The 12867-nt window shown below is 64.8% G+C and carries 15 protein-coding genes; 8 read left to right on the top strand and 7 right to left on the bottom strand.

Translation table 11 applies throughout. From position 1 onward, the window contains the following. Nucleotides 1–255 carry a hypothetical protein gene (locus GGI48_RS24835; RefSeq protein ID WP_179600434.1) on the top strand — a complete coding sequence of 85 codons (255 nt, stop codon included), beginning with the start codon at nt 1–3 and terminating at the stop codon, nt 253–255. Nucleotides 256–298: 43 nt separating this feature from the next. Here the strand turns inward: GGI48_RS24835 and glp are convergent, their stop codons facing one another. Together glp and moaB are read right to left on the bottom strand one after the other, a co-directional pair. Further along, on the bottom strand, nt 299–1486 hold the full coding sequence (glp, locus tag GGI48_RS24830) for a gephyrin-like molybdotransferase Glp (RefSeq protein ID WP_179602118.1): 1188 nt from the start codon (nt 1484–1486) through the stop codon (nt 299–301). Nucleotides 1487–1508: 22 nt separating this feature from the next. Further along, nucleotides 1509–2048, bottom strand: coding sequence for a molybdenum cofactor biosynthesis protein B (moaB, locus tag GGI48_RS24825; protein WP_179600432.1), 540 nt, complete (start codon nt 2046–2048; stop codon nt 1509–1511). 277 nt (nt 2049–2325) lie between these two features. Here moaB and GGI48_RS24820 point away from each other — a divergent pair, with 277 nt between their 5' ends. Then, nucleotides 2326–2547, top strand: coding sequence for a YgdI/YgdR family lipoprotein (locus GGI48_RS24820; protein WP_016964711.1), 222 nt, complete (start codon nt 2326–2328; stop codon nt 2545–2547). Between the two features lie 72 nt (nt 2548–2619). Here GGI48_RS24820 and GGI48_RS24815 read toward each other — a convergent pair whose 3' ends face one another. The 4 genes from GGI48_RS24815 to GGI48_RS24800 form a co-directional block, all read right to left on the bottom strand. Beyond that, nucleotides 2620–3510 (bottom strand): pseudouridine synthase, encoded by an 891-nt coding sequence (locus tag GGI48_RS24815; RefSeq protein WP_016964710.1) that lies wholly within the window; start codon nt 3508–3510, stop codon nt 2620–2622. Nucleotides 3511–3589: 79 nt separating this feature from the next. After that, nucleotides 3590–3910: a hypothetical protein gene (locus GGI48_RS24810; RefSeq protein WP_016964709.1), complete on the bottom strand. Its 321-nt coding sequence runs from the start codon at nt 3908–3910 to the stop codon at nt 3590–3592. Nucleotides 3911–3950: 40 nt separating this feature from the next. Then, nucleotides 3951–4397: a S24 family peptidase gene (locus tag GGI48_RS24805; RefSeq protein ID WP_047305514.1), complete on the bottom strand. Its 447-nt coding sequence runs from the start codon at nt 4395–4397 to the stop codon at nt 3951–3953. 111 nt (nt 4398–4508) lie between these two features. Further along, nucleotides 4509–4745, bottom strand: coding sequence for a glutaredoxin family protein (locus tag GGI48_RS24800; protein ID WP_016964707.1), 237 nt, complete (start codon nt 4743–4745; stop codon nt 4509–4511). 289 nt (nt 4746–5034) lie between these two features. On the opposite strand from GGI48_RS24800, the gene GGI48_RS24795 reads away from it, so the two are divergent. Continuing rightward, complete coding sequence (locus GGI48_RS24795) at nt 5035–6990, top strand: monovalent cation:proton antiporter family protein (protein WP_179600430.1); 1956 nt, start codon at nt 5035–5037, stop codon at nt 6988–6990. A gap of 50 nt (nt 6991–7040) precedes the next feature. On the opposite strand, the gene GGI48_RS24790 is transcribed toward GGI48_RS24795, so the two are convergent. Then, nucleotides 7041–8249, bottom strand: a complete 1209-nt coding sequence (locus GGI48_RS24790; RefSeq protein WP_179600428.1) for an ammonium transporter — start codon at nt 8247–8249, stop codon at nt 7041–7043. A gap of 333 nt (nt 8250–8582) precedes the next feature. Between GGI48_RS24790 and GGI48_RS24785 the strand changes: the two genes are divergently transcribed. From GGI48_RS24785 to GGI48_RS24765, 5 genes are all read left to right on the top strand, one after another. After that, on the top strand, nt 8583–8897 hold the full coding sequence (locus GGI48_RS24785; protein WP_047305516.1) for a YqjD family protein: 315 nt from the start codon (nt 8583–8585) through the stop codon (nt 8895–8897). A 1-nt stretch (nt 8898) separates the two neighbouring features. Further along, nucleotides 8899–9288: a phage holin family protein gene (locus GGI48_RS24780; protein WP_016965309.1), complete on the top strand. Its 390-nt coding sequence runs from the start codon at nt 8899–8901 to the stop codon at nt 9286–9288. After that, complete coding sequence (locus GGI48_RS24775; protein WP_103739962.1) at nt 9285–9626, top strand: hypothetical protein; 342 nt, start codon at nt 9285–9287, stop codon at nt 9624–9626. Before GGI48_RS24780 ends, GGI48_RS24775 begins: the two co-directional genes overlap by 4 nt. 155 nt (nt 9627–9781) lie before the next feature. After that, on the top strand, nt 9782–10945 hold the full coding sequence (locus GGI48_RS24770) for an EAL domain-containing protein (RefSeq protein WP_179600425.1): 1164 nt from the start codon (nt 9782–9784) through the stop codon (nt 10943–10945). A 238-nt stretch (nt 10946–11183) separates the two neighbouring features. Beyond that, a complete protein-coding gene (locus GGI48_RS24765; RefSeq protein WP_016965306.1) occupies nt 11184–12515 on the top strand; it encodes a deoxyguanosinetriphosphate triphosphohydrolase in 1332 nt (443 codons plus the stop codon). Nucleotides 12516–12867: the final 352 nt, after the last annotated feature.

The following is a 12867-nucleotide window of genomic DNA, read 5'->3' as shown; positions in this document are numbered from 1 at the left end:
ATGAACGACAAGGGGTTTTATCCACGTGGGCATGCACCCTTCACCCACATCAAGGACAGCTCCTGGCTGACGGGGCACCCGTCACCGGAGTTCGATCTGCCGCTCTCCTACGAAGTGCACGCGCCTCACTCCAGGCTGCTGTCGATACTCAAGGGCGTGGGCTGGCTGACGCTGGCGGCCTCAATACTGGCGGGGCTGGTGAGCTGGGGTTTGCACAGTCGTTTCGGCCTGCTGCTGTTGCTCCTGCTGCGCTGAACCGCGAGGCGCAGGCCCGGCACCGAACCGGGCCCGCGCGCGATCAATCCAGCACCTCGCTCAAGGGAATGAAGCTGACCCAGTCGCCCTCTTCCAGGGTCCGGCCTTCCAGCACTTCCACCAGACCTTCCGCCCAGGCCGCACTGCGCAACACCCCCGAGCTCTGGTTGCGATAGATGATCGCTCGCCCGTTCTCCAGGCGGCCACGCAGGTACTCGCGGCGATTGCCCGGCTGGGGCCAGACAAAACCGGCAGGCACCTGGAAACGCAATGGCTGCACCTGCTGCACGCCCTGGCGCCGGAGCAGGTAAGGCCGCGCCAGCAGGGCGAAGGTCACCAGGGTGGAAGCCGGGTTGCCCGGCAGGCCGATCACCGGCACACCGCGAAAATGGCCGACGGTCAGGGGCTTGCCGGGTTTGATCGCCAGTTTCCACAGCGTCAGTTCGCCGGCTTCCCGCAGGGCCATCCCGAGAAAGTCCGCCTCCCCCACCGACACCCCGCCGGTGGAGAGGATCAGATCGACCTCGCCCAACTCCGCCAGGCGCTGGCGGGTCGCGGGCAGATCATCGGGCAGGATGCCCGCGTCCAGCACTTCGCAGCCCAGGCGTTGCAACCAGCTGCACAGCAGTACCCGGTTGCTGTTGTAGATCTGCCCGGGGCCCAGGGCCCGGCCCGGCTCCACCAACTCGTCACCGGTGGACAGCACCGCCACTCGAACCCGCCGCACCACGGCCAGTTCGGCGCATCCCAGGGAAGCCGCCAGCCCCTGCTCGATCGGCCCCAAGCGTGTCCCGACCGCCAGCACCTGCTCGCCCACCGTGGTTTCCTGCCCCTGGGGACGGATGTTCTGGCCGATCTTCAAAGGTTGGCTGAACAGCACCCGCTGATCGTCCTGAACCTGGGCGTTTTCCTGCATCTCAACGCAATCCGCGCCGGCCGGCACTGGCGCGCCGGTAAAAATCCGCGCACAGGTTCCCGGTTGCAGCGGCTCGGGGGACTGTCCGGCGAAGATCCGCTGGCTGACCGGCAAGGGCTCGCCCTTCCAGTCCTCCAGGCGCAAGGCGTAGCCATCCATGGCGCTGTTGGGCCAGGGCGGCAGGTCCAGGCTGGAGAGCACCGCCTCGGCCAGTACCCGGCCCTGAGTGGCCGCCAGGGGCAATTGCTCACGCTCGACAATCGGCGCCGCCGCGGCCATGGCCAGCAGACGTTCCAGCGCCTCCTCAACCGGCATCAAGGCGCCGAGCTTGCCCGGCTTACCCACGGGATTCACAAGCCGCTGCCTGTTTCAGATGGGGAACGAAATTGCACGGCCGGTGACGTGAATCCAGCTGCTCGGCGAGGATTCCATCCCAACCGGTGCGCACCGCATTGGTGGAGCCCGGCAGGCAGCACACCAGGGTGCCGTTGGCCAGCCCGGCCAGTGCGCGAGACTGCACGGTGGAAGTGCCGATGTCGGCCACCGAGATCTGCCGGAACAGTTCACCGAAACCGTCGACCTGCTTGTCCAGCAGGCAGGCCACCGCTTCCGGGGTGCTGTCGCGACCGGTAAAGCCGGTGCCACCGGTGATCAGCACCACCTGCACCTGTTCGTCGGCGATCCAGGTGGCGACCTGGGCGCGGATCTTGTACAGATCGTCCTTGAGCAACACCCGTGCGGCCAGACGATGACCCGCGGCGCCCAGACGCTCGACGAAGACCTGTCCCGAGGTGTCGGTTTCCAGGGTGCGGGTGTCACTGACGGTCAACACCGCAATATTCAGGGGAACAAAGGGTAAATCAGCCTTGGCTTTCATAGGCTCGATCCTGAGGTAAGAGAAACAGCCCGGTGTTATATCACAGCGCCCCGATCCGCTGCCTCTGGCGGCCGGCAATCGCCCGGGCCCGGCCTGTGCAGGCCGACAGGACCGGGCATCCGCCTGCCGGCGCTCGCACCTGACACCAATCAAGATAACTCGCTGAACGCCTACGATCTGTCTGGCAACGTGGCAGAATGCACCTGGCCAAGGAACTTGCAGACGTGCCACACGTCTGAAGACCAGCACTTTAAAGTACTCATTTCGGAGACACACAATGACTCATCGGACCCTCGCCACTTTCATGCTCGCACTGGGCCTGGCAACGCTCGCCGGTTGCGCGTCGCCATCAGTGATCACCTTGAATGACGGTCGCGAAATCCAAGCCGTCGACACCCCCAAATACGACAAGGACTCGGGTTTCTACGAGTTCGAACAGCTGGACGGCAAGCGCACCCGTATCAACAAGGATCAGGTCCGCACCGTCAAGGAGCTGTAAGCCCGACGGTTACCGATCTGCATGCAATAAAACCCGCCAAGTGCGGGTTTTATTGTTTCTGCGAAACGGTTTTCACCACTGCAGGCGGATGCGGCTTTCGAACTCGCGCTCCTGCCCGGTCAACGGATCGATGAAACGCAGCCCCTGGGCCAACAGTTTGAGCGGCCGGGCATGATCGTCCTCGGCATCCTTGAGCACCTCGGGGTAGAAGGGGTCGTTGCAGATCGCCGCCCCCAGTGCGCTCATGTGCACGCGCAACTGATGCTTCTTGCCGGTCACCGGGTACAGCGCGTAACGCCATAGATCGCCATGCTTTTCCCTGACCTCAATGGCGGTTTCGGTGTTGCTGGCGCCCGCGCCCTCCTGCATGCGGAAGAAGGGCTCGCCGTCCACCAGACGGCTCTTGTGCACCAGGGGAAAGCTCAGGTGCGGCAAGGCCCCGGCGATGGCTTCGTAGCGTTTCTCGATCTGCCGGGTGGGGAACAGCGCCTGATAGGCCGAACGACTGCCGGGATCGGCGGAAAACAGCACCAGCCCGGCGGTGTGCCGATCGATACGGTGCAAGGGCACCAGGTGCGGGTTGTCCAGGCGCCGGATCAGACGACGCAGCAAAGTCTGCTCAACGTACTCGCCCGCCGGTGTGACCGGGAGGAAATGCGGTTTGTCCGCCACCACCAGATGCTCGTCGGCATAGAGGATGGTTTCCTGGACCGGGATCACCTTCTCGTCCGGCACCTCGCGAAAGTAATGAATCCGCAGGCCTTCGCGATAGGCCAGATCCACACGGATGGGCTGGCCCTGCCCGTCCAGCACCCGCCCCCGGGCGATCCGATCCAGCCATTGCTCGCGGCTGATGGCCTTGAAGTGATCACACAGGCAATCCAGCACCGTCGGCCAGGAGCCGGGGGGCAGGTACAAGGTGCTGGCTTGATGCTGTGCAGCAGAAAAACTCGCGCAGGACATGACAGGGCTCGAGGGTTCAATGCGAGGCGGCATTATCCAACAGCAGCCCCCGGGAAACCTAGGATCAGTTTGCCCGCCCTCAAGCGCACGAATGCTGGGCCTGGGCGGCGGCCTCGGTGAACTCCTTGAGCCAGCGCAACACATCCACCGCCTCCCAGCGGCCCGGATCATAGAGGGCGTACAGCAGCCCCTGGTAACCCACCACATCCAGTTGCCGGTGGTAACCGGCCCGCTGGAACAGGGCCTCGATCTCGGCAAAGCAGGTATTGAAATGCAGTTTGTTGAAGGGCGTCTTGCCTTCGGTGACCAGCCCGTCCAGGCGCAGCTCAAGCACCGCCTCGCGGACCACATCGGCAGACATGCTGTTCACGCTGTTTTTCAGTTGTTCGACATTGACCATCATGTATTCCTTTAACGATTTGAAGCGTGCGCCACATCCATCAGGGCTGCTTGCGCCCCACATAACTGACCACCCACAGCACCACGCCCCAGATCTCGATCGAGTCCGGGTCATCCAGCGCCAGGGAGGGAATGGAAGGCCGCGCCGCCTTGAGCAACAGGCCGCCACGGGGATCGGGCGCCAGCAGGCGCAGTGAGTACTCAGCGGCGCCCCGGGGCCTTACCACAAGGTACTGATCCACCACTGGCGTGGCCGAGCGATCGACGATCAGCCGGTCTCCGGGGTAGAGGCCGAAACCCAGCAGGTTGTCGTCATCCACCAGCAGGCCATGGATCTGCGGAGCCCCCAGACCCAGGGTCCGGTCAAGGGAAAAACCGTTGCCAATGGGCTCACTGGCCGGGGAGGCACAGTCAGCGTCACCCTGCTCCAGGAAACGGGCTGGCAACGGCTGTGAGCGTTCGGTACCGGTCAGGAAAGTGAGAGACATGGCGAGACTCCTCGATAGCTGTATATGCATACAGTAAACGAATCGACGGATCTCGCCAATGAATTCCGGGGACGGGCGACAGGCGGAAGTCGCGCCCTGGCAACCCCGGGGTCAGCGCAGGAACGCCACCACCTGCTCGGCATCGAAGGGCCAGCCCAGTTCGGCGCCATTGTCCACACGGCGCAACACCGGGATACGCAGGCCGTAGGTTTCGAACAGCTCCTGACTCTCGGCGATATCCACCAGCTCGACCATCAGGCCGTGCTCCACCAGCGGCATCAACTCGGCCTCGGCCAGTTCGCACAAATGGCAACCAAGGGTGCCGAACAATTGGCATTCAGGGGGCATGACAGGGCAACCGTGAGAAGAACAGGCGCTTATTTTAGGCGCGAGCGCGCAAGCCGTCGACCTGCCCCTGTCCAGGCATGCCCAGGCCCCGTGCGCCTCCACGGCTCTGCTCGGAGAAGGCTCCGCCTGGCGGACAGCCCTCGGAAAGACCGTTTCCGTGGCTCGCGAATATGAGACATTCTCAACGAAAAATGACGTGCGTCAGGGTGCTTTCTTGCCGCCCGAGCGATCCTCGCGGCTTTTTTGCCTCTAGGCTTTGCCTGCCCGCCCCCTTGTCCGGAGATGCCCGTTGTTTGCCAATCTGCTGATCATTCTCGCCTCGTCACTGGTGGTCATCGCGCTGTTCCGGCGCCTGAGCCTGCCGCCGGTCCTGGGCTACCTGTCCGTTGGACTGATGGTCGGGCCCACCGCCCTGGACTGGGTCAACGACAGTGAAGAATTGCCGGACCTGGCGGAAATGGGCGTGGTGTTCCTGCTGTTCTCCCTGGGCCTGGAGTTCTCCCTGTCGAAGATGCTCGCCCTGCGCCATGTGGTGTTTGGCCTGGGCAGCCTGCAAGTGTTGTGCACCGGGCTGATCCTCGGGGTGCTGCTGGCCCTGTTCGGCATGCCGCTGACCTCGGCGCTGATGCTCGGCACCGGGCTGGCCCTGTCCTCCACCGCGATTGTCAGCAAGGAGCTGACCAGCCTCGGCGAAATCTTCAGCAGCCACGGACAGAACGCCATCGGCGTGCTGCTGTTCCAGGACGTGGTGGCGGTGCTGTTGCTGACCCTGGTCCCGGTCTTCGCCGGCAACAGCGAGCACGCCTGGTACTGGGCCCTGCCGGCGACCCTGGGCAAAACCCTGGTGCTGTTCTTCGGCCTGCTGCTGGCCAGCCGCTGGCTGCTGCCGCGACTGTTCCATGAAGTTGCCGCCTCCCACTCCGCCGAACTGTTCGTGCTGCTGGCCCTGGTGATCGTGCTGCTGACCGCCTGGCTCACCCACCTGCTGGGCCTGTCGCCGGCCCTGGGCGCCTTCCTCGCCGGCATGCTCCTGGGAGAAAGCCATTACCGGCACCAGATCGAAGCCGATATCCGCCCGTTCCGCGACATCCTGCTCGGACTGTTCTTCGTCAGCATCGGCATGCTCATCGACCTGCAACTGTTCATCGATCACAGCCTGCTGATCCTCGGCCTGACCCTGACCCTGCTGCTGATTAAGGGCAGCGTGGTGGCGATCCTGCTCAAGCTGCGCGGCAGCGACGGCGAGACGGCCTGGCGCAGCGGCCTGGCCCTGGCCCAGGGCGGCGAGTTCTGCTTCGCCCTGATGGCGCAGATGCGACTGACCCAGATGATCCCGTCGCACTTGAGCGGCCTGCTGCTGGCCGCCACCTTCAGCTCCATGCTGCTGACCCCCCTGTTGCTGCGCGCCGCGCCGCTGATCACCGCGCGCCTGCACCGCAAACCCAACCAAACCGCGCAATTGGAGGAAATCAGCGCGCAGAACGCCGAGCTGCAGGGCCATGTGGTGATCTGCGGCTATGGCCGGGTCGGCCAGTCCATCGGCCGCTTCCTGCGTCATGAGCAACTGCGATTCATCGCCCTGGACGATGATCCGGTGCGGGTCCAGGAGGCCTCGGCGGCAGAGAGCTGCGTGCATTACGGCGATTGCCGCCGTGGCGATCTGCTGGCCGCCGTGGGCCTGGAGCGGGCCCGCCTGCTGGTGATTGCCGTGGACAAGACCGACATTGCCCTGACGGTGCTCAAGGCCGCGCGGCGCCTGGATCGCAACGTGCCGATCCTGGTGCGGACCCGGGACGACAGCCAGTTGGCCGAACTCAAGGCCGCCGGTGCCAACGAAGTGGTGCCCGAACTGCTGGAGTCGAGCCTGATGCTGGCCTCCCATGCGCTGATCATGCTCGGCCTGCCGGAACAGCGGGTACAACGCAGCGTGGACGACGTGCGCCACAGCCGCTATCGCCTGCTGCACGGCTTCTACCATGGCGCGCAAAGCAACACCCAGGACAATCACGAACCGCCGGCGGTGCAAATGCATGCGGTGAACCTCGACGCCGACGCCCACGCCTGCAACCGGCTGCTGCAAGAGCTCGGCCTGGAGGCCCTGGGGGTGGATGTGCAAGGCGTGCAACGCAACGGCAGCGACCTGCCGCTGAACCCGGCACCGCGCCTGCAGGCCGGCGACCGGGTGCTGGTGTCCGGCTCCCAGGCCGCGATCGAGGCCTGCGAAGCCCGCCTGCAGGGCGGTTGAAGCCGCCCTGTGCTGGCCCTGAGCCGTTGGCGGCCAGGGCCAGTCGCATCTCAGTCCTGGCTCACCGCCCCGATCTTGTGCAGCGACAGGTCGGCGCCGTAGTACTCCTGCTCCTGGGTCAGGCGCAGCCCGCAAACGGCCTTGATCAGGCCATACACGGCAAAGCCGCCCAGCAGCGCCACCAGCACCCCGAGGCCGGTGCCGAACAGCTGACTGGCCAGGCTGACCCCGCCCAAGCCGCCCAAGGCGCTCTGACCGAAGATCCCGCAGGCAATCCCGCCCCAGGCTCCGCACAGGCCATGCAACGGCCAGACCCCGAGCACGTCGTCGATCTTCCAGCGGCTCTGGGCGGCGATAAAGCACCAGACGAACAAGGCCCCGGCCATCGCCCCGGTGACCAAGGCGCCCACCGGATGCATCAGGTCCGAACCGGCGCAGATCGCCACCAGCCCGGCCAGTGGCCCGTTGTGCAGGAAGCCCGGGTCATTGCGCCCGACGATCAATGCCGCCACGGTGCCGCCGACCATGGCCATCAGCGAGTTCACCGCCACCAGGCCGCTGACCCCTTGCAGGGTCTGGGCGCTCATCACGTTGAAGCCGAACCAGCCGACAATCAGGATCCACGAGCCCAGGGCCAGGAACGGAATGCTCGACGGCGCGAAGGCCACCAGCTTGCCGTCGCGATAACGCCCGTTGCGTGCTCCCAGCAACAGCACCGCCGCCAGCGCCAGCCAGCCGCCCATGGCATGCACCACCACCGAGCCGGCGAAATCATGGATCCCGGCGCCAAAGCGCTGCTGCAACCAGGCTTGCACGCCGAAGTTGCCGTTCCACACCAGCCCCTCGAAAAACGGGTAGACGAAGGCCACGATCAGCACCGTGGCACACAACTGCGGCACAAAACGCGCGCGCTCGGCGATGCCGCCGGAGATAATCGCCGGGATCGCCGCGGCGAAAGTCAGCAGGAAGAAGAACTTCACCAGGCCATAGCCGTGATCGGCGCTGATCACCGCCGCCGGTTGCAGGAAGCTCACGCCGTAGGAGATCCAATAGCCTATAAAGAAATAGGCCAGGGTCGAGACGGCGAAGTCGCTGAGGATTTTCGACAACGCATTGACCTGGTTTTTCTGCCGCACGGTGCCCACTTCAAGGAAGGCAAAACCGGCGTGCATGGCCAGGACCATGACCGCCCCGATCAGGATGAACAGGGTGTTGGAACCGTGGACCAGGGTGTCCACAGCGCTTTGCAGATTTTCCATGGAGTAGGCAGATCCGAAATCGGCCATCATCTCCCGGGCCCTGCCGCCGCCCTTGCACCATGTTGGCTCCCGGGCGCGCGATCCGCGCTGCCAGTGAACCGTTTTGGCGCGCCTGGGAGCGGACGCAAGACCACGGAAAGCAGATTGACCTTGAGGTTGGGATTTTTTCGGCCAGGGTTTACGCGGGCTAGCGCGCCACCCTCGCTCGTTTTCGGCGCAAGCCTGACGGCTTGCGCACCAGGACAAAGCAAAAGCTGTACCAGGCAATTACAGTGAACCTTCACTCAGGGCTCACACTCATAGCTCACACACGCAAACAACGGAGAAACAACCATGGCCCGCAAAACGGCGAAGACGGCTCAAGAAGTACTGATGGCGGATTTTCAGGCACTGGTCAGCGACACGGAGCGTCTGTTGGAACACACCGCGACCCTGGCCGGCGACCAGGCCGATGAACTGCGCGAACAGATCCACGAAAGCCTGCTCAAGGCCCGGGAAACCCTGCAACTGACCGAGGAATCCCTGCGCCAGCGCGGCCAGGCCGCCGTCACCGCCGCCGAGGACTACGTGCAGAGCAACCCTTGGCAGTCGGTCGGGATCGCTGCCGGCGTGGGCTTTCTGATCGGCCTGCTGGCGACGCGGCGCTGATATGGCTATCGGCGAATCCACTTCGTCCGGCAGCGGTCCAAGCGCGTCCTCCCGGCGTCTGGGCGCCGCGGTCCTGGGCCTGCTGCACAGCCACGTAGAACTGTTCGGCATCGAGTTGCAGGAGCAGAAGGCACGCACCGTCAGCCTGCTGCTGTTCGCCGGGCTGGCCCTGGTGTTTGCCCTGCTGTTGCTGGTGGGGCTGTCGGCGCTGGTGCTGATCCTCTTGTGGGACAGCTATCGCCTGGCCGGGATCATCGGCCTGTGCGTGTTCTACGCCCTGGCGGCGCTGTTCTGCGGCCTGCGCCTGAAAGCGGCGATCTTCGATGAATCCTCGCCCTTCCACGCCACGCTCGAAGAGCTGGCCAACGATCGGGAGCGCCTGCTGCCATGAACCTGCCCGACATTCCGCAGAACACCTCACGCCGGGAGATGCGCAAGGTACTGATCCGCCTGCGCATGGAAATGCATCGCCAGGAAATCCGTCACGAGTCCCAGCAACTGCTGCAACCGCTGCAACGGGTGCGTGGCCTGGGACAAAGCTGGCAGGAAGGCTTTGGCATCAAGCACGCACCACTCTGGGGCGTGGCGGTGGTGACCCTGCTGGGGTTCCTCACCGGCAAAGGCGCCAAGAGCGGCGGCACCGGCAGCCTCACGCGCCTGGTGCGCCTGGGCACCAGCCTGTTGCCGCTGATCCGGCTGGCGATGCAAGGCACCTCGCGCAAACCCTGACCGCCCCCGCGCAACCGACCTGACACTGGCGGTTCCACATCTGGCTGCATTCTTGCTATGCAACCCCGATCGGCCCCTTTACCCAGGGGCCGATTGCTACCTGCCCACCCGGCAGCCACGACTCCCTACCCACAAGAATCCAATAAGGAGGTCCTGTGATCGACGGGCAACCGCTCGCCTGCTTCCAGCCGTTCATCGATACCGCCACGGGGCGGATCGCCGGGGTCGAAGCCCTGGGCCGCCTGCGCCAGAGCAATGGCCAGCTGACGTCGGTGGGACCGCTGTTCGCCGATCCGCGTACTCCTTCCAGTGCCTTGCGGCGCCTTGATCGCCAGCTCCGCGATGACGCCCTGCGGCGCCTGCACGAGGCCCCGGCGGACTGGTTCCTGAGCCTGAATATTTCCCCGCGCTGGATCAGCCGACTGCGCCCCGGACAGGCCCTGCCGAGCCTCAAGCAGATCCAGCACAACGGTGTCGACCCGCGGCGCATCGTCTTCGAAATCACCGAGCTGGGGGGCAACAGCCAGCGCCTGAGCGAAGTGGTGGCGCGCTACCGCCAGGCCGGAGCGCGGATCGCCATCGACGATTTTGGCGCCGGCTACTCCCAGCTCGACCGGGTGCTGGCCCTGCAACCGGACATCCTCAAGCTCGACATGCGCCTGTTCCAGGCCGCGGCCCGCGGCGGCCCCAGCAGCGACGTGGTCAAGGCCCTGGCCCTGATGGCGGAAAAGACCGGCTGCTGGATCATCGCCGAAGGGGTGGAAACCGAGGCCGAGCTGGATTTCGCCCTGGAGTGCGGTTCGCGCTACGTCCAGGGCTTTTTGTTTGCCCGGGCCGAAGAGCGACTGTTCGCCAGCGATGCCTTCGTCCAGCCCTTCGCCCGCCTGCGCGAACGCTATGTGCGGCACAAACTGGCCGAACGCAACCGCCTGATGCACATGCGCCAGCAACTGGCGGAGCTGATGCACCTGCTGCAGGCCTGGGCCCAGGCCCGGGCGCCCATCAGCCAGTTGCCCGAGGTCAAGGCCTTTCCCTGGCTGCTGCGCTTCTACCAGTGCGACCGCCACGGCACCCAACTGACGCCCAATCTGGAATGGCGCCATAACCGCTGGCAGGCCGACAGCAGCTACGTCGGTCACAACTGGTCGTGGCGCCCGTACTTCTATCACCTGCTGGCCGAAGGCTGGGAGGAGCGGCGCCTGACCCTGTCCAGCACCTACCGCGACGCCACCAGCAACCAGTACTGCCTGACCGCCGGGCAATTTTTCGACAACGGCCAGCGCCTGCTGCTGATCGACATCGACGCCGCCGGCCTGTAGCCCCCTCCCGCTTGCCGGCAAGCGCAGCGACACGATGGGTGCACGGGCTGCGGGCCCTTTCGCCGGCAAGCCGGCTCCCGCAGGTGGGGCGCAGGCCGCGCCATTTCCGTGTAGGAGCTGGCTTGCCAGCGAAAGCGTCGGCCAGGTTGATACATGAGCGCAGGCCATGCGCCTCTTGCGGCCACGCTCGGGAACCCGGAAGCTCTGCCCTTCAGTTTTTTTTCGGAGAGACCCCGCCTTGGATTGGCAGACCCTGCTCAACCGCGAACGCCTCGGAAAGCCAGTGCACAGCCCGGAAGAACTCGGCCGTAGCCCTTTCCATAAAGACCACGACCGCATCATCTTCTCCGGTGCCTTCCGCCGCCTGGGGCGCAAGACCCAGGTGCACCCGGTGTCCAGCAACGACCATATCCACACCCGCCTGACCCACTCCCTGGAAGTCAGTTGCGTCGGTCGCTCCCTGGGCATGCGCGTTGGCGAGACGCTACGCGACGCCCTGCCCGACTGGTGCGATCCCAGCGACCTGGGGATGATCGTGCAGTCGGCCTGCCTGGCCCACGACATCGGCAACCCGCCCTTCGGCCATTCCGGCGAAGACGCCATCCGCCACTGGTTCCAGCAGGCCGCCGGGCGTGGCTGGCTGGACGCGATGAGCGAGGCCGAACGCCAGGACTTCCTCAATTTCGAAGGCAATGCCCAGGGTTTCCGGGTCCTGACCCAGCTCGAGTATCACCAGTTCGACGGCGGCACCCGACTCACCTACGCCACCCTCGGCACCTACCTCAAGTACCCCTGGACCGCGCGCCACGCCGACTCCCTGGGCTACAAGAAGCACAAGTTCGGCTGCTACCAGAGCGAACTGCCGCTGCTGGAACAGATCGCCCACAAGCTCGGCCTGCCGCAACTGGAAGACCAGCGCTGGGCCCGACATCCGCTGGTGTACCTGATGGAAGCCGCGGACGACATCTGCTACGCCCTGATCGACCTGGAAGACGGCCTGGAGATGGACCTCTTGGAGTACGCCGAAGTCGAGTCCCTGCTGTTGGGGCTGGTGGGCGACGACCTGCCGGAAACCTATCGCCAGCTGGGCCCGGGGGATTCGCGCCGGCGGCGCCTGGCGATCCTGCGGGGCAAGGCCATCGAGCACCTGACCAACGCCGCCGCCCGGGCCTTTGTCGAACAGCAGGACGCGCTGCTGGCCGGCACCCTGCACGGCGATCTGGTGGAGCACATGCATGGCCCGGCCAAGCGCTGCGTGCTCAATGCCAAGGACGTGGCGCGGCGCAAGATCTTCCAGGACAAGCGCAAGACCCTGCACGAGATCGGCGCCTACACCACCCTGGAGATCCTGCTGAACTCGTTCTGCGGCGCGGCACTGGAACAGCATGGCGGCAAGACCCCGTCGTTCAAGAACCGGCGGATCCTCGATCTGCTGGGCAACAACGCGCCGGACCCGAACTGGCCGCTGCACACCTCGTTCCTGCGCATGATCGATTTCATCGCCGGCATGACCGACAGCTACGCCAGTGAAATGGCCCGGGAAATGACCGGGCGTTCAAGCCCGCAATGACCCTCGCCCCGCAAGTGCCTGGCGCCCGCGCCAGGCACTTGATATGACCGGCAACATCCAATCCGCAACTAAGGGATTCCCCTAGCCCGGCCGCCGCAACAGCGGCCGACACACTCCGGACATACGCCAATAGCAGGGGAGAAAATACTCGGCAGTACGGGCATCGGGTTCAAGAATCCGACTCTAAGGTATTCCCCGAGCAACATGACTGCAATTAACCAATAACAGGATTAGAGCAACTACTCAGGTAGAAAGAGCAACTAGCCGTAAACACTCAGCATTCAGGTCTTAGATATTGCGTTGCTTTCACAAAATCGAACACCTGTTCCTGATTCAACCAAACATCCTACCT

The sequence above is a fragment of the Pseudomonas protegens genome (assembly GCF_013407925.2).
In the GTDB taxonomy this organism is placed as follows: Bacteria; Pseudomonadota; Gammaproteobacteria; order Pseudomonadales; family Pseudomonadaceae; genus Aquipseudomonas; species Aquipseudomonas fluorescens_AP.
The sequence above is the reverse complement of the archived record's forward strand: the minus strand, read 5'-3'. Positions and strand labels throughout refer to the sequence as shown.